This window comes from Isoptericola sp. NPDC056573, from assembly GCF_042793335.1.
GTDB lineage: Bacteria > Actinomycetota > Actinomycetes > Actinomycetales > Cellulomonadaceae > Isoptericola.
The window spans coordinates 81763-100510 of the sequence record NZ_JBHTUY010000011.1; the positions used below are offsets into that span (position 1 = coordinate 81763).

General features: G+C 75.8%; 20 protein-coding genes. 10 read left to right on the forward strand and 10 right to left on the reverse strand.

Annotation, left to right across the window (positions count from 1 at the left end):
• Window positions 1-105: 105 nt before the first annotated feature.
• From ACFQ8E_RS18015 to ACFQ8E_RS18035, 5 genes are all read left to right on the forward strand, one after another.
• Window positions 106-771: a hypothetical protein gene (locus ACFQ8E_RS18015; RefSeq protein ID WP_430551940.1), complete on the forward strand. Its 666-nt coding sequence runs from the start codon at window positions 106-108 to the stop codon at window positions 769-771.
• 88 nt (window positions 772-859) lie between these two features.
• Complete coding sequence (locus tag ACFQ8E_RS18020; protein WP_430551941.1) at window positions 860-1672, forward strand: YcnI family protein; 813 nt, start codon at window positions 860-862, stop codon at window positions 1670-1672.
• Window positions 1669-2298 carry a copper resistance protein CopC gene (locus ACFQ8E_RS18025; protein WP_430551942.1) on the forward strand — a complete coding sequence of 210 codons (630 nt, stop codon included), beginning with the start codon at window positions 1669-1671 and terminating at the stop codon, window positions 2296-2298. The genes ACFQ8E_RS18020 and ACFQ8E_RS18025 overlap by 4 nt, the downstream gene beginning before the upstream one ends.
• Window positions 2299-2503: 205 nt before the next feature.
• A complete protein-coding gene (locus ACFQ8E_RS18030; RefSeq protein ID WP_430551943.1) occupies window positions 2504-3955 on the forward strand; it encodes a hypothetical protein in 1452 nt (483 codons plus the stop codon).
• 60 nt (window positions 3956-4015) lie between these two features.
• Window positions 4016-4294 (forward strand): acylphosphatase, encoded by a 279-nt coding sequence (locus ACFQ8E_RS18035; protein ID WP_430551944.1) that lies wholly within the window; start codon window positions 4016-4018, stop codon window positions 4292-4294.
• On the opposite strand, the gene ACFQ8E_RS18040 is transcribed toward ACFQ8E_RS18035, so the two are convergent.
• Window positions 4284-4997 carry a class I SAM-dependent methyltransferase gene (locus tag ACFQ8E_RS18040; RefSeq protein WP_430551945.1) on the reverse strand — a complete coding sequence of 238 codons (714 nt, stop codon included), beginning with the start codon at window positions 4995-4997 and terminating at the stop codon, window positions 4284-4286. The genes ACFQ8E_RS18035 and ACFQ8E_RS18040 overlap by 11 nt on opposite strands.
• Before the next feature lie 63 nt (window positions 4998-5060).
• Here ACFQ8E_RS18040 and ACFQ8E_RS18045 point away from each other — a divergent pair, with 63 nt between their 5' ends.
• Together ACFQ8E_RS18045 and ACFQ8E_RS18050 are read left to right on the forward strand one after the other, a co-directional pair.
• Window positions 5061-5801 (forward strand): class E sortase, encoded by a 741-nt coding sequence (locus ACFQ8E_RS18045; RefSeq protein WP_430551946.1) that lies wholly within the window; start codon window positions 5061-5063, stop codon window positions 5799-5801.
• A gap of 13 nt (window positions 5802-5814) precedes the next feature.
• On the forward strand, window positions 5815-5976 hold the full coding sequence (locus ACFQ8E_RS18050; RefSeq protein WP_430551947.1) for a hypothetical protein: 162 nt from the start codon (window positions 5815-5817) through the stop codon (window positions 5974-5976).
• A 3-nt stretch (window positions 5977-5979) separates the two neighbouring features.
• On the opposite strand, the gene ACFQ8E_RS18055 is transcribed toward ACFQ8E_RS18050, so the two are convergent.
• Window positions 5980-6972: a LacI family DNA-binding transcriptional regulator gene (locus tag ACFQ8E_RS18055; protein ID WP_430551948.1), complete on the reverse strand. Its 993-nt coding sequence runs from the start codon at window positions 6970-6972 to the stop codon at window positions 5980-5982.
• Window positions 6973-7013: 41 nt separating this feature from the next.
• Here ACFQ8E_RS18055 and ACFQ8E_RS18060 point away from each other — a divergent pair, with 41 nt between their 5' ends.
• Complete coding sequence (locus tag ACFQ8E_RS18060) at window positions 7014-7886, forward strand: LLM class F420-dependent oxidoreductase (RefSeq protein WP_430551949.1); 873 nt, start codon at window positions 7014-7016, stop codon at window positions 7884-7886.
• A 26-nt stretch (window positions 7887-7912) separates the two neighbouring features.
• Here ACFQ8E_RS18060 and ACFQ8E_RS18065 read toward each other — a convergent pair whose 3' ends face one another.
• On the reverse strand, window positions 7913-9712 hold the full coding sequence (locus ACFQ8E_RS18065; protein ID WP_430551950.1) for an ABC transporter ATP-binding protein: 1800 nt from the start codon (window positions 9710-9712) through the stop codon (window positions 7913-7915).
• A gap of 121 nt (window positions 9713-9833) precedes the next feature.
• On the opposite strand from ACFQ8E_RS18065, the gene ACFQ8E_RS18070 reads away from it, so the two are divergent.
• Window positions 9834-10253 (forward strand): hypothetical protein, encoded by a 420-nt coding sequence (locus ACFQ8E_RS18070; protein WP_430551951.1) that lies wholly within the window; start codon window positions 9834-9836, stop codon window positions 10251-10253.
• A 32-nt stretch (window positions 10254-10285) separates the two neighbouring features.
• On the opposite strand, the gene ACFQ8E_RS18075 is transcribed toward ACFQ8E_RS18070, so the two are convergent.
• The 7 genes from ACFQ8E_RS18075 to ACFQ8E_RS18105 form a co-directional block, all read right to left on the reverse strand.
• Complete coding sequence (locus tag ACFQ8E_RS18075) at window positions 10286-11488, reverse strand: RNA polymerase sigma factor (protein ID WP_430551952.1); 1203 nt, start codon at window positions 11486-11488, stop codon at window positions 10286-10288.
• The gene (locus tag ACFQ8E_RS18080; RefSeq protein WP_430551953.1) at window positions 11485-11898 is read right to left on the reverse strand and encodes a YciI family protein; all 414 of its coding nucleotides are present in this window, start codon (window positions 11896-11898) and stop codon (window positions 11485-11487) included. The genes ACFQ8E_RS18075 and ACFQ8E_RS18080 overlap by 4 nt, the downstream gene beginning before the upstream one ends.
• Window positions 11899-11989: 91 nt before the next feature.
• Window positions 11990-12730 (reverse strand): NIPSNAP family protein, encoded by a 741-nt coding sequence (locus tag ACFQ8E_RS18085; protein WP_430551954.1) that lies wholly within the window; start codon window positions 12728-12730, stop codon window positions 11990-11992.
• 126 nt (window positions 12731-12856) lie between these two features.
• The gene (locus ACFQ8E_RS18090) at window positions 12857-13039 is read right to left on the reverse strand and encodes a hypothetical protein (protein ID WP_430551955.1); all 183 of its coding nucleotides are present in this window, start codon (window positions 13037-13039) and stop codon (window positions 12857-12859) included.
• Window positions 13040-13124: 85 nt separating this feature from the next.
• Window positions 13125-13400 (reverse strand): metal-sensitive transcriptional regulator, encoded by a 276-nt coding sequence (locus ACFQ8E_RS18095; RefSeq protein ID WP_430551956.1) that lies wholly within the window; start codon window positions 13398-13400, stop codon window positions 13125-13127.
• Between the two features lie 54 nt (window positions 13401-13454).
• Window positions 13455-15191, reverse strand: a complete 1737-nt coding sequence (locus ACFQ8E_RS18100; RefSeq protein ID WP_430551957.1) for an FAD-dependent oxidoreductase — start codon at window positions 15189-15191, stop codon at window positions 13455-13457.
• Between the two features lie 72 nt (window positions 15192-15263).
• Complete coding sequence (locus ACFQ8E_RS18105) at window positions 15264-16745, reverse strand: MFS transporter (RefSeq protein WP_430551958.1); 1482 nt, start codon at window positions 16743-16745, stop codon at window positions 15264-15266.
• A gap of 59 nt (window positions 16746-16804) precedes the next feature.
• Between ACFQ8E_RS18105 and ACFQ8E_RS18110 the strand changes: the two genes are divergently transcribed.
• Window positions 16805-18688: a hypothetical protein gene (locus tag ACFQ8E_RS18110; protein WP_430551959.1), complete on the forward strand. Its 1884-nt coding sequence runs from the start codon at window positions 16805-16807 to the stop codon at window positions 18686-18688.
• Window positions 18689-18748 lie beyond the last annotated feature (60 nt).

The following is an 18748-nucleotide window of genomic DNA, read 5'->3' on the forward strand; positions in this document are numbered from 1 at the left end:
GGGCGGCGGGCGGCGTCCCGCGGCGCGTGTCGGCGTCACGCCGCGCCTCGCCAGGCCCTCGCGCCGCAGGCCCGCGGCCTGTTCGCGGCGCGGTAGGGTGCGGGGGTGCCCGTGGTCGTCCGTCGTGCGCGCGAGCTCCTCGTCGCCGGCACGACGCTCAGCATCGCGGCCGCCGCCCACCTCCTGGCCGGCGGCGCGCTCCCCGGGGCACCCCTCGCCTGGCTCGTCGTCGTGGCGCTCACGGCGCCGCTCGCGGTGTGGACCGCCCGCCGCCGGCTGACGCTCCCCCGCCTGCTCCCCGCGATGGTCGCGCTCCAGCTCGTGCAGCACACGACCCTGTCCGTGCTCGGCGCGGCGGGCACGGACGCCTCGCCGTTGGCCTCGCCCCTGCCCTCGACGCCCGGGGCCGCGTCGGACGGGCACGCCCTGCACGCGCTGGGCCCGGGCTCCCTCGGGCCCGCGACCGGCAGCGGGCTGCACCTGCACCGCGCGGACGACCCCGGGACGACGTCCTGGATGCTCGCCGCGCACGCTGCCGCGGTGCTGCTCACCGCCCTGCTGCTCGCGGCGGGCGACCGAGCGGCCGTCAACGTCGCGGGTCAGCTGCGGCTCGTCGCGGTCCTCGTGCTGGGCCCGGCGGCGCCGCCCGTCGTCCGCGAGCCCGCCGTCGTCGTCGGGCGCACCTGGCACCCTCTCCGGGCCCGCGCCGTCCGGCGCACCCCGCCACGAGGCCCCCCGCTGCTCCCGGGCGCCCTCGTGCGCGCCGCCTGACCCTGCCCTGGTCCGTCGTCGGACGGGGGCGGGTCCCTCGTCGTCCGACGACCCCTGACCACCCCTGAGCACCAGGAGCAGCACACCCATGTCCAGGACCATCCCTGCCCTCACCCCTGCCCTCCGCGCGCGCCGCCTCGCCGGCGCCGCCGCCCTCACCGTGCCGGCCCTCGTCCTCGGCGCGGCCGCGGCCTCCGCGCACGTGACCGTGACCCCCGACGCGGCCGAGGCCGGGTCGTACGCCACCCTCACCTTCAAGGTCCCGAACGAGTCCGCTGAGGCCTCGACCACCGCCGTGAAGGTCGACCTCCCCACCGACACCCCGTTCACCAGCGTGTCCGTGGAGCCCGTGCCGGGCTGGACGGCGAAGGTCACCCAGGCGCCCCTGCCCGAGCCCGTCGAGGTGCACGGCACCACCGTGACCGAGGCGCCGGCGAGCATCGAGTGGACCGCCGACGACGCCGACGCCGGCATCGCTCCGGGCGAGTTCCTCCGGTTCACCGTGTCCGCCGGTGCCGTCCCGGACGGCGTCGGGGAGATCGCCCTGCCCGCCACACAGACGTACTCCGACGGCGAGGTCGTCGCCTGGGACCAGGAGGCGACCGGCGACGCGGAGCCCGACCTCCCGGCACCCGTCCTGCAGGTCCTCCCGGCGGCCGAGGACGGCGGCCACGGCACGGCGTCGGCAGCCGGCGCCACGGACTCGGCCGCCGACGCCGGCGCAGACGCGGGCACAGACGCGGGCACGGACGCGGCGGCCGACGACGACGCCTCCGGCACCCTCCCGCTGGCGCTCGGCGCGGCGGGCCTCGGTCTTGGGCTGGTCGGCGCCGTCACGGGCGTCGCCGCCCTGGCGCGGACCCGCGCCACCGGCACCGGCACCGGCACCGAGCAGCGATGAGCGCGCGACGCGCCCTCGCCGCAGCCGGGTCGCTCGCCCTCGCCCTCGGCCTCGGGGCCGCGGGGGTCGCCGGCGCGGCGCCCGCGAGCGCCCACAACGTCGTCGTCGGCACGTCGCCGGCCTCGGGGTCCGAGGTGACGGAACCGCCCGGGTCCGTCGACGTGACGTTCGACGACGTCGTGCTCGACCTGTCCGCGGAGGGCTCCAGCACGGTGATCACCGTGACGGACGCCGACGGCACCGACTACGCGACCGGATGCCCGACGATGCAGGACCGCACCGTGTCGGTGCCCGTCGCCCTCGGCGAGGGCGGCGAGTACACGGTGGACTGGCGGATCGTGTCGGCCGACGGGCATCCGACCAGCGGCGCGTTCTCCTTCACCTACGACCCGCCGGCCGGGGCCGAGGCCGCCACCCCGGCGACGGACGCGCCGCCGTGCGCCCCGGCCGGGGCCGCGGGCGCGGACGAGGCGTCCTCCGGAACCGCTGACGGCGCGTCGGCCGCCGAGGACGGGGGCGGCGACGCCTCCGAGCTGGTCGTGGTGCTCGGCATCGCGGGGGGCGTCGTCGTGCTCGCCGGCGCGGCGGTGCTCGTGGCGCTGCGGCTCGCGCGACGTCGCGGCTGACGCACCGCACCCTGCGACGTGTCAGGGCGAGGGCCGGGTATACCGCGCCCTCGCCCTGACACGTCGCGGCGGCCCCGAGCTGTCAGGGCCAGGGCCGGATATGCCCCGCCCTCCCCCTGACAGGTCGCGGTCGTGACCCTCCGGGACGCCCGCGTCGTCGTCGGGTCGTCCCCGCACCGGGCCGGAGCCGCCTACGATGCCGAGCATGGATGCGGGGCAGATCGTCGGGATCGTGACGGGCCTGGTCGTAGTGGTCGTGCTGGTCACGGCGGTGGCCTTCTGGGCGGCGCGGCGGCGCAGGGCCGCGCGTGGGCGGGCACAGGACCTCGAGGCGGAGCTGCAGCGGCTCGGCGTGGAGGCGGGCTCGGCCCTGGTGCGCGCCGACGAGCGGGCCCGCCTCGCCGAGGACGAGCTCGCGTTCGCCCAGGCCGAGCTGGGCGACCGGGAGACGCGCGAGCTCGCACCGACCCTGCGCCGTGCGCGGGAGCGCCTGTCCGAGGCGTTCCATCTCAACCAGCTCCTGCACGACCACGTCCCGGACACGGACCAGCAGCGCCGGGAGTGGTCGGCCCGCGTCGTCGACCTGTGCCGGTCGGCCGACGGCTCGCTGGACGAGCTCGACCGCGGCCTCGCCGCCCTGCGGCAGACGGTCCGCTCGACCCCCGACGCCGTCGACCGGGTCGACCGCGAGCTGGCCCGGGTCCGCGAGGCCGTGCCCGCCGCACGCGCCGACCTCGAACGCCTGCGGGGGCAGTACGACGCGCAGGCCCTGCTGCCCGTCGCGGACAACCCCGAGCAGGCGGAGCGGCTGCTCGAGTTCGCCGGCCGCAGCACCGCCGCGGCACGCAAGCGCCTCACGACCCAGCAGGTCGCGGAGGCCGGGGCCGCGGCCCGCGCGGCGGAGGAGGCCGTACGCCGCGCGGAGGGGCTGCTGCGCGCCGTCGACGACTACGAGGCCGAGGCGTTGCGCGCGGAGGCGGCGCTCGGCGCGATCGTCGCGGAGTCGCGGGCCGAGCTCGCCCAGGCGCGCGCCCTCCCGACGGCCCAGCGGGCGGGACGGATCGACGGCGCGGTGACCGCTCTCGAGGACGCCCTGGCGGCGCTGCCCGCGCCGGGCGCGCCGGGCGACCCGGTGGGCTCCCTCACCCGGGTCCGCGAGGCCAACACCGCGCTCGACGACGCCGTGGCCGAGCGGGCCGAGCACGACGAGCGCACCCGCCGGGCGGCGTCCCGGCTCGGGCCCGCGCTCGACGACGCCGAGCGGCAGCTCGCCTCGGCGCGGTCCGTCGTCGACGACTACCGCGCCCCCGTGGGCCCCGACGCCCGGACGCGCCTGGCGGAGGCCGAGCGCGAGGTGGCGCAGGCACGGGCGGCGCAGGACCCGGAGCGCGGCGTGGCCGCCGCCCGCCGGGGTGCCGCGCTCGCCGCGGAGGCCGCGACGCTGGCGCACCGCGACATCGCCCGGTCCGGGCAGGGCCAGCGCTGGGACGGCGGGTACAACGGCGGCCCCGACGGGTACGGCGGCGGGTACGGCTGGCAGGGTGGCCGGCGCCCCGGTGGTCGCGGCGGGTCCGACGTCTTCGGCGCCGTCCTGGGCGGGATGGTGCTGGGCGGCATCCTCGACGACATCGGGGACATCGGCGACATCTTCGACTGACGGTGCGTTCGACCGACCGTGACGGCGGCGTCGACGAGCACGACGAGCACGGGAGGGTGTATGGCCACCACGGTGCGGCGGCGAGTGCGGGTGCACGGCCGCGTGCAGGGCGTCGGGTTCCGCTGGTCGACCCGGGAGGCGGCGCGCCGCGCGGGCGTGGGCGGCGTCGTGCGCAACCTCCCCGACGGCACGGTCGAGGCGGAGGTCGAGGGCACGCCCGACGCGGTGGACGCGATGCTCGCGTTCCTGCGCGAGGGCCCGCCCGCGGCCCACGTCACCGGCGTCGACGTCGAGGAGGTCCCGCCGCGCGGCGACACGGTCCTCGTCGTCAGCGACTGAGCACGTCGCGCGGGGCGTCCCGCCCCGGCAGCCGCGCCGCCACGTGCTCGACGACGCCGGCCCGCGTGCGCCCGTGCTCCTCGACCACGAGCCCGCGCTCGAGCACCCATCGCATCGGCCGGCGCCGGAAGTGCTCGCCGGCCAGGGGCACGCTCACGACGTCCGCGAGCGCCTGCAACGCCCGGAGCGGCCAGGCGCTGGACGCCACGTGGTCGGCCAGCAGGAGCAGCCCTCCCGGACGCAGCACCCGTGCCATCTCGGCCAGGGCCGCCCGCTCGTCGGCGATGCCGCACAGCGAGAACGTGCACACGACCGTGTCGAACGAGGCGTCGGGCAGGTCGAGTGCCTGCGCGTCGCCGACGCGCAGGTCGGCGTCCGGGTCGAGGCCGAGGCCGAGCCGCACGGCACGGTGCCGCGCGACGTCGAGCATCCCGGCGCTCTGGTCGACGCCCACGAGGCCGCCCGGGCGCGCCGTCACCGCGGGCGGGTAGTGCTCGAGGTTGAGCCCCGTGCCGACGGCGACCTCGAGGGTGCGGCCCTCGGCCAGCGCGCACACCCGCCGCCGCAGGCCGGGGAACATCCTCCGCTCGGCGGCCGTGAACGCCCGGTCGTAGCCCGCGGACTCGCGGTCCCACCGCCGTCGTAGCCGCGCCGCACGCCCGCGCTGTGCGCGCCCCCGCGGCACGCCGTCGTCGCTGGTCACCGCCCCAGGGTCCCACGACCGCAGCGACCGCGACAGAGCCGCGGACCACGTAGCATTTCGCACGTGACAAGTCCTACCCACGCCCGCCCCGTCCGACGCCGTGGCGTCGGCAGCGCCGTCGTGGGCGGCGTCGGCGAGATCCTCATCACCCTCGGGGTGGTGCTCGGGCTGTTCGTCGTGTGGCAGCTGTGGTGGACGTCGGTCGAGGCCACCGCCCAGGCGCAGGAGGTCATGCAGGAGTTCGAGGCGACCCTGCCGCCCGCCAACCCCGAGCCGGCCGAGCTGCGCACGGACGCCCCGCCCGTGCCCGACGCCGTCGGCTACGGCGAGACGATCGGCACGCTCATCGTGCCCGCCTGGTACGGCCTGACGAACAACGCGATGCCGATCGCGGAGGGCACCGGCATGGACGTGCTCGACCGGGCGATGGCGGGGCACTACGAGACGTCGCAGCAGGTGGGCGACGTCGGGAACTTCGCGCTCGCCGGGCACCGCCGCACGCACGGCAACTCGTTCCGGCACGTCGACAAGCTGGAGAAGGGCGACCAGATCATCGTCGAGACGGCGAAGACCTGGTACGTCTACGAGGTCACCGACCACGAGATCGTCACGCCGGACCAGGTGGACGTGGTGGCGCCGGTCCCCCACCATCCGGACGAGAAGCCCACCGAGCGGCTGCTGACCCTCACCACCTGTCACTCGCTCACCCTGGGCGAGTACGGCAACGACCACCGCTGGATCACGTACGCGACCTTCGTCGGGTGGATGGACCGCGCCGACGGCACCCCCGAGCAGGTCCGCTGAGGCTGGAGACGACATGTACGCGTGGATCTTCCGCCACCTGCCGGGCAACGTGTTCTGGCGCGTCCTGCAGTCGCTGGTGCTGGTCGCCACCGTGGTGGCGGTCCTCTTCCTGTGGGTCTTCCCCGCGATCGCCCCGTACCTCACGCTGCTGGAGGGCGACCCCGCGGTCGGCTGACGCTCAGCTGCTCGCGCGCACCACGAGCTCCGGGTCGAACAGCACCTCCTCGGGCGCCGACGTCGGGTCGTCGATCTCCCGCAGCAGGATCTCCGCGGCGGTGGTCCCGATGGCCTCGGCCGGCTGGCGCACCGTCGTCAGCGGGACGGCGCCGGTGGTCGCGAACGGGATGTCGTCATAGCCGACGAGGGCGACGTCGTCGGGCACCCGCACCCCGCCGTCCAGCAGGGCGCGCACGAGGCCGAGGGCGTGCATGTCGTTGCCGGCCAGGACGGCGTCCGGCCGCTCGCCGGGGGCCGCCGCGGCGATGCGGCGGCCCACCTCGGCACCCTCGGCCATGCCCAGGTCGTCCGAGTGCACGACCTCCAGCGTCGCCCCCGCGGTGGCGTCCACGACCTCCTGCATCCCGGCGAGCCGCCGGCGGACCTGCTGCACCCGGGCCCGGCCGGTCGCCGCGAGCAGCCGGCGGCGGCCGCCGTCCACGAGGTGCTGCGCGGCGAGCCGCCCGCCCTCCCGGTGCCGCAGCGAAACGGTCGACAGCCGCCCGGCCGGGTCCTGCTGGTCGACCACGACGACCGGGTTGCCGCGGTCCTTGCGCGCCGTCAGGGCGGCCATCTGCGCGTCGTGCGGGGCCACCACCATGCCGTCGAACCGCAGCTGCTCGAACAGGGCGACGAGGCGCTCCTGCTGCTCGGGCGACTCGTGGGTGCTGCCCGTGACGAGGGTGAGGTCCGCGCCCGCGACCACGCGCTCGACGGCGGTCACGACGTCCGCGAAGAACGGGTTGGACGCGTTGATCACCGACACGCCGACGATGCCGGAGCGCTGCCAGCGCAGCTGCCGGGCGGACAGGCTCGGCACGAACCCGAGCTGCTCCACCGCGGCTCGGATGCGCGCCGTCGTCGCGGGCGCCACCTTCTCCGGGCGGTTGAGGTAGTTGGAGACGGTCGCCGCGGACACGCCGACGTGCCGCGCGACGTCGTGGATGGTCACCATCGGCCCGCCCCCGCCAGGACGGGGCGGTGCAGGATGGGCGGATGGACACGCGACCCGCTCCCCGCGCTCCGCTGCGCTTCGGGGTCAAGCTCACGCAGGACGCCCCGGTCGGCACCTTCCGCCAGGTGTGGCAGGTCGCCGACGAGGCCGGGTTCGACCACGTGTGGGTGATGGATCATCTCGCCTCCCTGGGCGCGGACGACGACCGTCCGATCTTCGACGCGTGGGCCATGCAGGCGGCGATGGCCGTGGCCACCTCGCGGGTGCGGATCGGCTGCATGGTGTCGGGCAACTCCTACCGGCACCCGGTGATGCTGGCCAAGCTGGCCACGACCGTCGACCACCTGTCGGGCGGCCGGCTGGAGCTCGGGATCGGCGCCGGCTGGAACGAGCACGAGCACACGATGTACGGGCTCGACCTCGGCACCGTGCGCGAGCGCATGGACCGCCTCGAGGAGTCGCTGCAGATCCTCACGTCGCTCTGGACGCGGCCGCGCACCACGTTCGACGGCGCGCACTACCGGCTCGCCGACGCGGTCGCCGAGCCGAAGCCCGTGCAGCGCCCGCACCCGCCGATCTGGGTGGGCGGGTCCGGGCCGAAGCGCACCCTGCGGCTGGTGGCGCGGTACGCCGACGCGTGGAACGACACGTCCAGCTCGCCGGAGCAGGTGGCGGCGCTGGGCGAGGTGCTCGACCGGCACTGCGCCGACGTCGGGCGCGACCCGGCCGAGATCCGGCGCACCGTGCAGCTGCGGCTGCGCGAGCACCCGCTCGCCGAGCTCCCCGGGCTCGTGGAGCGGTATGCCGCGGCGGGCGTGACGGAGTTCGTGGTCGTGCTGTCCTCGGGCGAGGCCGCGCTGCGCGAGCTCGACGGCGTGGTCGCGGCGCTGCCCGCGCTGCGTGCCGCCGCCTGAGCCGGCCGGCACTCCGCTCCCCCGCACTACGCCGCCCCGGCCTGCGCGGCGTGCAGCGCGGCGTACCGGGCGCCGCGCCGCAGGAGCTCGTCGTGGCTGCCGACCTCGACGACGCGGCCGTGCTCGAGCACGACGATGCGGTCCGCCGCCCGCACCGTGGAGAGCCGGTGGGCCACGACGAGCGTCGTGCGGTCGCGCATGAGGCGGTCGAGGGCGTCACGCACGACGGCCTCCGCCTCGGGGTCGAGCGCGCTGGTGGCCTCGTCGAGGAAGAGCACGCGCGGGTCGCGCACCAGCGCCCGCGCGATGGCGAGGCGCTGCCGCTGGCCGCCGGACAGCCGGGCACCGCGCTGCCCGACCACCGTGTCCCAGCCGTCCGGGAGCGCGTCGACGAACTCGAGCGCGTTGGCGTCGCGCAGGGCCGCGCGGACCCGGTCGTCGGTCGCGGCAGGGTCCTCGCCGGTGGTGTCCAGCCCGTACGCGACGTTCTCCCGGATCGTGCCCTCGAAGAGCACCGACTCCTGCGGCACGACCGACACCCAGCGCCGCACGCTGCGCAGGTCGAGCTCGGCCATGTCCGCGCCGTCGAGCAGGAGGCGGCCCGCGGTGGGCCGCACGAACCCGAGGACGAGGTTGAGGAGCGTCGACTTGCCGGAGCCGGACGGCCCGACGAAGGCGACGGTCTCCCCCTCGCGGACCTCGAGGTCGACGTCGTGCAGCGCGTCCTGCGTCGCGTCCGCGTACCGGTGCGAGACGTGCTCCAGGCGCAGGTGCCCGCGCACCTCGTCGACGCGCCGTCGCCCCTCGTTGCGCTCCAGGTCGGGCTCGGTGAGCACCTCCGCGATCGAGCGCACGGACTCCACGCCGCGCGCGGTCACGGGCACAAGGTTGAGCACCTGGGTGAGGCCCTGGGTGAGGAGCCCGAAGTACGTCGACAGCAGCACGACCTCGCCGGGCGTGACGGGGATGAGCCCGGTGAGGGAGACGACGGCGGCGAGCACCAGGCAGCAGACGCCGAGCAGCTGCATGGCGACCCACGAGACGGACGCGACCCGCCCGTTGAGCAGGTCCAGCCGCAGGGCGGCGCGCCGCACCTCGTCGGCGCCGTCGGCGACGCGGGACACGGCCGTGCGCTCCAGGCCGTGGGCGCGCGTCACGGGGATGAGGGACGCCATCTCCCCCACCTGCGCCGAGAAGCCCTCGATCTCGCGGCGGAACTCCGCGTTGCGCGCCTGCGAGCGCCGCGACATCGTGCGCCGGATCACCAGCGCCGTCGGGATGGCGAGCGCGTACACGGGCAGGAACTCGGGCACCTTGAGCGCCGTCATGGTGATCGCGCCGACCATCACCATCGCCGCCGACAGGAGGGGGTGAGTGACCTGCTGGAGCATCAGCTCGACGTTCTCGACGTCGCGCACCACCTTGCTCTGCACGACGGCGGAGCTGGCCCGCGAGTAGTACCCGATGGACAGCTCCTGCAGCCGCTCGACGAGCGCGTTGCGCAGGGCCGCGCCCGTGTCGCGCACGACGGTCATGAAGTTCCGCGTGTACACGATGTGGTTCGGGTAGTTCTGCGCCAGGAGCGCGACGGCCACGGCGAACCAGATCAGCACGGTCGTCACCGGTCCGCCGTCGGCGACGACGTCGATCACCGCCCCCGTGATGACCGGCAGGAACCACAGGGGCGTCTCCTTCACCGCGAAGGCGAGGAGCGCGACCGTCATGCGGCGTGGCCGCGTGGCCAGCAGGCGCAGCAGGGAGCGCACCGGCCGTCGGCCGTCGAGGAGGGGCTGGTCGGACGTGCTGGCAAGGGCTTTCCGGCGCACGAATCGATTCTAGTCAGGACTTCGCCCCGGGCGCGGGTGCGGTCCTCACCACAGTCGGGCCGAGACGGTCGGTGGGCGCCCCGAGCGCGACTAACCTGATGCCGTGGCTACCTTCTCGAGCGTGACGCGCCAGCACATCCTCCGGGCGATCGAGGAGCACGACGACCGCGGCCCCGACGCCTTCGTCGGCGTCTACGGGTTCACGCCGACGCCCGGCCACACGTTCGTCCACGACGAGCGCACCTACGACTCCAAGGCCGTGCTCGGCGTCGCGCACAAGTACGCCACGGGCGTCCCGGCGCGCGCCGAGGACCTCGTCGACGCCAAGTGCGACGACGCCGGCATCCTGCGCAAGCACGGGTTCGCCGCCACCGCGCCGGCGTCGGCCGCACCGGCACCCGCACGCAAGACGGCCGCCCCGCGCCGCAAGGCCGCGAGCGCCCCCGCACGCAAGCCCGCCGCCCCGGAGCCCGAGCTCGCGATCTGCCCCACCTGCTTCACCGCGCTGCCCGCCACCGGCATCTGCGACGAGTGCGGCTGAGCGCCCGCGACCGCTGACCCGCCGCGCCCCGCTCAGCCGGCCTGATGGCGCACGCGCGCCGCCTGCGTCGTCAGGTGGGTGCGCTCGGCGGTGCTCGTGGCCGCGTCGGCCGCCAGCGCGTAGTGCCGCGCCGCCGCGTCGAGGTCCCCCGCCCGCTCGTGCAGGTAGGCGGCCGCAGCGTCGCGGCGCGGGACGTCGGGCGGCAGCGCCTCCACCAGGCGCAGACCGGCGAGCGGCCCGTCGACGTGCCCGACGGCGACGGCGCGGTTGAGCGCCACCACCGGGTTGCGGGGCTCCAGCCGGAGCAGCTCGTCGTACCACTCGAGGACCTGCGGCCAGTCCGTCTCCTCCGCCGTCGCGGCGTCGTCGTGGAGGGCGGCGATCGCGGCCTGCGCCTGGTACGGCCCGAGCCGGTCGCGGGCGAGGGCGCCCTGCAGCAGCGCGACGCCCTCCGTGATCGCCGCGGTGTCCCAGCGGGAGCGGTCCTGCAGGTCGAGCGGCACCAGCTCGCCCGTCGCGGTGGTGCGGGCGTCCCGGCGGGCGTGGTGCAGCAGGAGCAGAGCCAGCAGCCCGGCCGCCTCGGCGTCGTCGGGGACGGCGGCGACGAGCTGCCGCGTCAACCGGATCGCCTCGGCCGCGAGGTCGACGCCGTCCGCCCGTCCCGTGGGTCCGCCCGTGAAGCCCTCGTTGAAGATCAGGTAGAGCACGCGCAGCACGGCGCGCACGTCCCCGGGCTCGTCGAACCGCTCCCCCGCCACCGTCTTCTTCGCGCGTGAGATGCGCTGTGCCATGGTCGCCTCCGGCACGAGGAACGCGCGGGCGACCTGCGCCGTCGTCAGCCCGCCGACCGCCCGCAGGGTGAGGGCCACCGCGGACGCCGGGGACAGTGCCGGGTGGCAGCAGCGGCTGAGCAGCAGCAGGGTGTCGTCGGCCTGCTCCGTCGGGCCCGGCGGGGGCTCGAGCGTCACGCGGATCTCGCGCTGCGCGCGGGACGACGACGACCGGCGCGCGTCGACGAACTTGCGCCACGCGACCGTGACCAGCCACCCCTTGGGGTCCGACGGCGCGCCGCCCGGGGCGTCCCAGCGGCGCACCGCCTCAAGGAGCGCCTCCTGGACGGCGTCCTCCGCCGTCGCGAAGTCGGCACCCCGGCGGACGAGGACGCCGAGGACCTGGGGGCCCAGGTCTCTCAGCGTCCCGTCCCACGACCGGGCCCGGCGTGGGGGCTCGCTCACCCCGTGACCTCGGCGTCGTCGGTGAGGAACGGGCGCACCTCGATCCACTCGTGCAGCGGGCGCCCGCCCGGGCCGGGCGCGGACGACAGGAACGCCGCCGCCTCGTAGGCCCGCTCCGGGGACTCCACGTCGATCGCCATCCACCCGGCGATGAGGTCCTTGGTCTCGGCGAACGGCCCGTCCGTCACCGGGGGGAGGCCCGCGCCGCCGTACCGGACGAACTCGCCCCTCGGCGAGAGCGCCTGCGCGTCCACGAACTCGCCGCGTTCCTTGAGGTCGTCGATCACCCTGCCCATGAACTCCATGTGCGCGGCGACCTCGTCGGGCGTCCACCGGTCCATCGGCACGTCGGTGCCGGGCACCGGCTCCGGGTTGCCGCGGTAGTGCTTCAGCAGCAGGTACTTGGCCATGGTTCCATCCTGTCGTCGCGGGCGGTGCGTGTCACCGCCGACGCTCCTGGGACGGAGCAGCACCCCGGTTCTCGACATCCGCCCGGTCCGCCTACCGCAGCGACGACCGCGGGGTCGGCGCCAGACGCAGGCGCTGCACGGGGCGCGCCGACGCCGCGGCGAGCGGCGTCAGCACCTCCTCGCGCCAGCGCGCGGAGGACTCGAGCCGCGCCAGCCGCTCGGCGCCCCCGTCCGCGTCGTGGCGGACCAGCGACACGAGCACCTCCTCGCCGGCGCGCACCGGCAGCGCGGGGAACGTGTTGGCGGCGTGCTCGGTGCGCAGGGACGCCACCGGCTCGACGCCGGCGCCCGCGAGCAGCGGGCGCGCCACCTGCTCCAGGTGCTCCGCGGGTGCGTCGTCGAGAGGTCCGTCGAGGGACCAGACGGTCGCCACGACGGTCGAGCGCACCGGGGCGGGCTCCCCCGAGGCCCGTCGCGGCGGCGGGACGGGGAACCCGCCCGACGGGGACGTCGGGCGCAGCAGGAGGACGTCGTCGGAGTCGACCATGGTGGCGTTCGCCCGGTCGCGGTGCGCCCGCCACACCGGCCCGTCGTAGAACTCGGCGAGGGCCCGCGCGCGGGACGTCATGTCGTCGAAGCCGCGGAGCCACACGAACCGGTCGGGGTGGTCGAGGTCGCGGAACTGCCCCAGGAGCGTCATCCCCGCCGCCTCCTGCGGCTCGAGGAGCTCGCGCTCGAACAGGTCCACGAGGTCGTCCCGGCGGCCGGGGTGCAGGGTGTACTGCCGGAGCTCGACGACGGGGCAACGGACGGGCCGGCTCACGAGGGTCACCGGTCACGCTCCTCATCGGTCGCAGCGGTGGCGACCGGCGACGGCGGCACGGTCGGCCGCTCCGCAGTCTCCCCGCCGCCGCGCGGCGGGGTCAAGGGACCGGCGCCCCGTCGTCGCCCGCGCGGGTCAGCGGCCGAACAGGCGGGCCAGGAAGCCGCCGCCCGCGGGACGGTCGCCCGAGGCCGGCTCGTCGTCGTGGCCGGGGCACCACTGCCCGGCGGGGACGGAACGGCGCACGTCGTCGACGTGCTGGCCGCAGCCGTTCCAGGTCGTCCTGCCGCAGGTCTTGCAGGTGACGGGGTAACACACGGTGGGGTTCTCCTTCGGTGGTTCGGGGCGGTGTCTATTCCGGCCTCGGCCGGGCTCGGCCGGGCGCGGCCGGGGCGCGGGCCGCTCAGGCCAGCGTGAGGAAGAGCTTCTCCAGCTCCTCGGTGGTGAGGCCGTCCTCGCCGGAACCCGCGTCCGGGTCGGCGAGGCACTCCTTCATCGCGGTCGAGATGACGGCGAAGCCAGCGCGGTCCAGCGCCGCGGAGACGGCGGAGAGCTGGGTGACGACGTCGCGGCAGGACCGGCCGTCCTCGACGGCGTCGATCACGGCGTTGAGCTGGCCACGGGCGCGCCGCAGGCGGTTGAGGATGCGGCGCTGGGCGTCGCTGTCGGTGGTGAGCATCGGGCCCTCCCGGGCGTTCGGTGTGGTCGGTGTCGTCGGTGTGGTCGGTACCGGTCAGGCGAGGGCGGGCTCGGGCACCACGAGCAGGTCGTGGGCGCGGTCGCCGAGGACGGCGCGCAGGGTGAGGGTCCCGCCGGACAGCGAGGCGGAGTCGAAGCCCGCCTGCACGAGGACCCGGTGGGCGATCGCCGACCGCACGCCCGACGCGCACAGCACGCGCACCGGCCGTCCCGCGGCCGCGGCGCGCACCTCGTCGAGGCGGTCGCGCAGCTCGGTGTGCGGGATGAGCAGGGCGCCGGGCAGGTGCCCGGTCGCGACCTCCTGCGGCGTGCGCACGTCGAGCACCAGGGAGTTCGCCAGGACCGCGTCCACGTCCTGCGCGTACCAGAGCCGCAGGGTGCCGTCGAGCACGTTGGAGCCGACCATCCCGGCGAGGTTGACCGCGTCCTTCGCCTGGCCGTACGGCGGGGCGTACGCGAGGTCGAGGTCGACGAGGTCGCCCACGGCCATGCCGGCACGCAGGGCCGTGGCCAGCACGTCGATGCGCTTGTCGACGCCGTCGCGCCCCACGGCCTGGGCGCCGAGCAGCAGCCCGTCGTCCGGACGCACGTGGAGCACGAGGTGCACCTGGCTGGCGCCGGGGAAGTACCCGGCGTGCTGGTTCGGGTGCAGGTGCAGCGTGCGGTAGGCGAGCCCGGCGGCATCCAGCGCGGCGCGGTTCGCGCCCGTCGTCGCCGCGGTCAGCTCGCCGACCCGCACGATCGCCGTGCCCAGCGGCGCCGGCAGGGGCCGGGCCGTGCCCGGCCGGACGACGTCGTCGGCGACCAGGCGACCCGCGCGGTTGGCGGGTCCGGCCAGGGCCACGGGGCGCCGGAGGCCCGTGACGGCGTCGGCCTGCACGACCGCGTCGCCGACCGCCCACACGCCCGGGGCGGAGGTGCGGCCGTGCTCGTCGACGACGATCGCACCGCGCTCGCACTCCAGCCCGGCGGCCTCGAACGTCTCCGTGTCCGGTCGCACGCCGACCGACAGCACGACGACGTCGGCCGGCACCCGGGTGCCGTCGCCCAGCACGACGACGTCCTCGTCGGGCCCGGCCTCGACGGCCTCGGCCGCGACCCCGGCCCGCACGACCACGCCGAGCCGACGCAGCTCCTGGGTGACCGGGTGGGCGACCTCGTCCTCCAGCGGCGGCAGCACGTGCGGTCCGAGCTCGACGAGGGTGACCTCGAGGCCGGCGGACGCGAGCGCCTCGGCGGCCTCGACCCCGATGAACCCGGCGCCGAGCACGACGGCACGGCGAGCGCCGGCCTGCACGCGCTCCCGCAGCGTGCGGGCATCGTCGACGGTGCGCAGCGTGCGCACCCGCGCGGAGCCGAGCCCGTCGATCGGCGGGCGCACGGCGCGCGCGCCGGGCGCCAGCACGAGGGCGTCGTACGGCAGCTCGACGACGCCGGCGGCGGTGGTCGCGGTGACGACGCGCCCGTCGGTGTCCAGCGCGGTGACGTCGTGGCCGGTGCGGACGTCGAGGGCGAGGGCGGCGCGCAGGGACTGCGGCGTCTGCACGAGGAGCTGGTCGGCGTCGGGGATCTCGCCGCCCACGTGGTACGGGAGGCCGCAGTTCGCGAACGAGACGTGCGCACCGCGCTCGAGCACCACGATCTCGGCGGTCTCGTCGAGACGTCGGGCTCGGGCGGCGAAGCTCATGCCGCCGGCCACCCCCCCGACGACGACGATCCGCCGGCGCGCGGGCGAGGCGGCGGCTTCGGGTGCGGTGCTGCTGTCGATCATGCGGACGACGATACCCCGGGGGGTATTGCTCGTCCCAATCGGCTGGTCAGCGGCGCGCACCCCGTGCCGCGCTCAGTCGTCGCCCTCGCCGTCGCGCTCGGCGTCCTGCGCGGACAACGGCGTCGCCACGTCCTCCAGGGAGCGTCGCTCGGCGCCGACGCCGAGGAACATCGCCACCACCCCGCCGGCGATCATCAGCGCGGCCCCGACGTAGTACCCCACGGCGATGCCGGAGATGTCCTGCGCCTCGCTCGCCGACTCGATCAGGCGGCCGAACAGCAGCGGCCCGGTGATGCCGCCGACGGCGGTGCCGACCGCGTAGAAGAACGCGATGCACAGCGCGCGCGTCTCCATCGGGAACACCTCGCTCGCGGTGAGGTACGCGGAGCTCGCCCCCGCCGACGCGACGAAGAAGATCGCCATCCCGAAGAGGGTCAGCGTCCACGCCGTCAGGCCGCCGAGCATCAGGCCCGCGACGGCCAGCAGCACGCCGGACACGAGGTACGTCCCGGAGATCATCCGCACCCGCCCCACCTTGTCGAACAGGGGCCCGAGCGCGACCGCGCCGAGGAAGTTGCTCACCGCGAAGAGCGCGATGTAGGTGCCGGTCTGCCCCACCCCGAGGAAGGTCTGGAGGGTGTCGCCGAACGTGAAGAAGAACGCGTTGTACAGGAACGCCTGCCCCACGAACAGCGCGAGGCACAGGATCGTGCGCCGCGGGTACTCGGAGAACACGGTCCGCGCGACCCGCGCCAGGCTCACCGTGTGCCGCTGCTTCACCGTGAGGGAGCCCTCCGGCTCCGGCAGGTCCACGCCGTCCTGCTCGGCGACGCGCCGCTCGATGCCGGTGACGATCCGCTCGCTGTCCTGCTCGCGCCCGTGGATGAACAGCCAGCGCGGGCTCTCCGGCACGTTGCGCCGGACGAACAGGACGCACAGCCCGAGCACGGCCCCCAGCGCGAAGCACAGCCGCCACCCCAGCCAGGCCGGGATCAGCTCGGGGTTCAGCAGCGGGATGGTCAGCAGCGCGCCGCCCGCGGCGCCGAGCCAGTACGACCCGTTGATGGCGATGTCGATCCGACCGCGGTACTTCGCGGGGATCAGCTCGTCGATCGCGGAGTTCACCGCCGCGTACTCGCCGCCGATGCCCAGCCCCGTGACGAACCGCATCGCGAAGTAGTACAGCGGGTTCATCGAGAACGCCGTGAGCACGGTGCCGGTCAGGTACACGAGCAGCGTGAGGATGAACAGCCGCTTGCGGCCGAACCTGTCGGTGAGCTGGCCGAACACCAGGGCCCCGAGGCACGAGCCCGTCACGTACACGGCGCCGGCCAGCCCGATGTCCGCGCTCGTGAGGCCGAGCCCGGTGTCCCCCTTGAGGGCGTCGGACAGGTTGCCGACGATCGTCACCTCGAGGCCGTCGAGGATCCAGACCGTCCCCAGGCCGACGACGATCATCCAGTGCCAGCGCGCCCACGGGAGCCGGTCGAGCCGGGCGGGGATGTCGGTGGTGATGGTCCGCAGCGTCGTCGCGCCGCCCTGGGTCGAAGGCATGCTCCGTGGTACGCCGCCCCCGAGATGCACGCACGGCGACGACTTGTACGTTCGTTCACATGGTTGCTCACCCGAACGGACCACGAGGCCCGCGCATCCGGCACCGCCGGGCGCTCCGCACCGCGAGCGCCGCGGCCCTGGCCGCACCGCTCGCCCTGACCGCCGCGGCGGCCGACGGGACGGAGGGCCGCACGGCCTCCGGCCTCGCTCCCCCGGCCTCCGCCCTCGTCACCGACGACCCCCCGGGCCCGACGGGCGGCATCGACGGCGACGCGTTGCGGTACCGGCTCCAGCACGAGGTGTCGGACGACGCACGGACCGCCTCCCCGCAGACCGACGACGCGACCCGGGTGCAGGAGGAGGACGCCGGCGACACCGTCCGGGACCGCGGGGCGTCCGCCCAGCGCCTTCCCGGGAGCCCCGACGCGCGGGCCGCCGCCGGCTGGGAGGTGCGGGTGGACGGCGGGCTCGGCACCGCGGCGATCGAGCCCGAGGAGGTCGCGCCGAACCCGGAGGACGACGGCTCCCTCTCCCTGGCCCGCGACCTCGGGCTCGGCGCCGAGCGCCGCGGGATCACGACCGACGGGGTGGTCGGGGACGGGCCGCACGGCTCGGAAGGCTCCGCGACCGGCGACTTCGACTTCTACCGCGTGGACGCGGCGCGCGGTGAGACCCTCACCGTCGACCTCGCCCCGGAGGGCGCGCTCGCGCCGAACGCGCTCCTGTACGACGCCGACGGGGAGCTGCTGGTCGGCGCGCAGGACATGACCGGCGACGGGGCCGTGCACCTGGCGCAGCGCCTCGAGACCGGCGGCACGTACTACGTCGCCGTCGGCGCGTACCTCCCGGGCGACCCCACCGACCCCGCGTCCGGGCCGGGCGTCGTCTCCGAGGGGCCGTACTCGATCGACGTCACGCTGCACGCGCGCGGGGCGGCGGACACCGACGTGTACGCGGTCCCGCTGCGCCGGGGCGACGTCGTCGGCGCGTCCGTCTCGGGCGGCGCCCGCCAGGTCGCGCTCCACGAGCTGGACGGCGACCTCGTGCAGTCCTCGGCGAGCGACCCCGGGCCGATCTACCCGGACGGCTCGCCGCTGCCCCGGGGCGGGAACGCCACCGCCAACCACGTCGTCGACCGGACGGGGCTCTACCTCGTCGCGGTGTCCGACGGCGCCGGCGACTACGAGCTCACCGTGGGCGCCCACCGGGCGCCGTCGGCCCGCGGCGCGCAGGAGCAGACGGTGCTGCTCGACTTCAGCGGGCCGTCGTTCGACAACCGCGTGTTCGGGGCCGCGGTCACCGATCCCGGGGTGCGCGACGTCAGCCCGATGCGCGACTTCCTGCCCCGCTGGGGCCTCACCGCGGCGGACGAGCGCGCGGTGGTGGACGCCACGACCGCGCTCGTGCGCCAGACGCTGCGCGACGAGATCCCCGGGTCGCGGGTGCGGGTGACCAACGACCGGGAGGACCCGGACCTGTGGGGCGCGCCGGGGGTGAGCCGCGTGATCGTCGGCGGCACCGTCGCCGAGGCGGGCATCATGCCGGCGTTCGGGCTCTCCGAGTCCATCGACCCCGGGAACTTCGCGCGCGAGGAGACGGCGATCGTCATGCCGGAGCTCATGAGCGGCGACCATGCCGCGTCGCTCGACCGGTTCCTCACCGCGGACAGCGACCGCGTGCAGGCCGTCTCGCAGGCGCTCGGCTACACCGCCGCCCACGAGATCGGGCACTTCGTCGGCAACTTCCACACCGACGACCACGACGTCGGCACCAGCGTCATGAACACCGGCAACCTGCTGCACATGTTCGCGGTCGGGCCCGACGGCGTCGCGGGCACCGCCGACGACGACCACGTCGCGATGCGCACCGCCCGGTACGACCGCCTGCAGGGCATCTCGGGCGTCGAGGACACCGTGAGCCGGACGGCCGTCGCCCTGCGCTGACGGACGGGCCCGCGGCGGGGCGTCGCCGGCCGGTGGTGGGGCCGTGGTGGGGCAGGTGGT

What these genes read in the sequence shown, in the direction of transcription:
- ACFQ8E_RS18105 (WP_430551958.1), bottom strand. Translation starts at nt 16,745, where the DNA reads ATGCCTTCGACCCAGGGCGGCGCGACGACGCTGCGGACCATCACCACC.
- ACFQ8E_RS18100 (WP_430551957.1), bottom strand. Translation starts at nt 15,191, where the DNA reads ATGATCGACAGCAGCACCGCACCCGAAGCCGCCGCCTCGCCCGCGCGC.
- ACFQ8E_RS18055 (WP_430551948.1), bottom strand. Translation starts at nt 6,972, where the DNA reads ATGGTGACCATCCACGACGTCGCGCGGCACGTCGGCGTGTCCGCGGCG.
- ACFQ8E_RS18035 (WP_430551944.1), top strand. Translation starts at nt 4,016, where the DNA reads ATGGCCACCACGGTGCGGCGGCGAGTGCGGGTGCACGGCCGCGTGCAG.
- ACFQ8E_RS18060 (WP_430551949.1), top strand. Translation starts at nt 7,014, where the DNA reads ATGGACACGCGACCCGCTCCCCGCGCTCCGCTGCGCTTCGGGGTCAAG.
- ACFQ8E_RS18020 (WP_430551941.1), top strand. Translation starts at nt 860, where the DNA reads ATGTCCAGGACCATCCCTGCCCTCACCCCTGCCCTCCGCGCGCGCCGC.
- ACFQ8E_RS18110 (WP_430551959.1), top strand. Translation starts at nt 16,805, where the DNA reads ATGGTTGCTCACCCGAACGGACCACGAGGCCCGCGCATCCGGCACCGC.
- ACFQ8E_RS18030 (WP_430551943.1), top strand. Translation starts at nt 2,504, where the DNA reads ATGGATGCGGGGCAGATCGTCGGGATCGTGACGGGCCTGGTCGTAGTG.
- ACFQ8E_RS18025 (WP_430551942.1), top strand. Translation starts at nt 1,669, where the DNA reads ATGAGCGCGCGACGCGCCCTCGCCGCAGCCGGGTCGCTCGCCCTCGCC.
- ACFQ8E_RS18080 (WP_430551953.1), bottom strand. Translation starts at nt 11,898, where the DNA reads ATGGCCAAGTACCTGCTGCTGAAGCACTACCGCGGCAACCCGGAGCCG.
- ACFQ8E_RS18050 (WP_430551947.1), top strand. Translation starts at nt 5,815, where the DNA reads ATGTACGCGTGGATCTTCCGCCACCTGCCGGGCAACGTGTTCTGGCGC.
- ACFQ8E_RS18095 (WP_430551956.1), bottom strand. Translation starts at nt 13,400, where the DNA reads ATGCTCACCACCGACAGCGACGCCCAGCGCCGCATCCTCAACCGCCTG.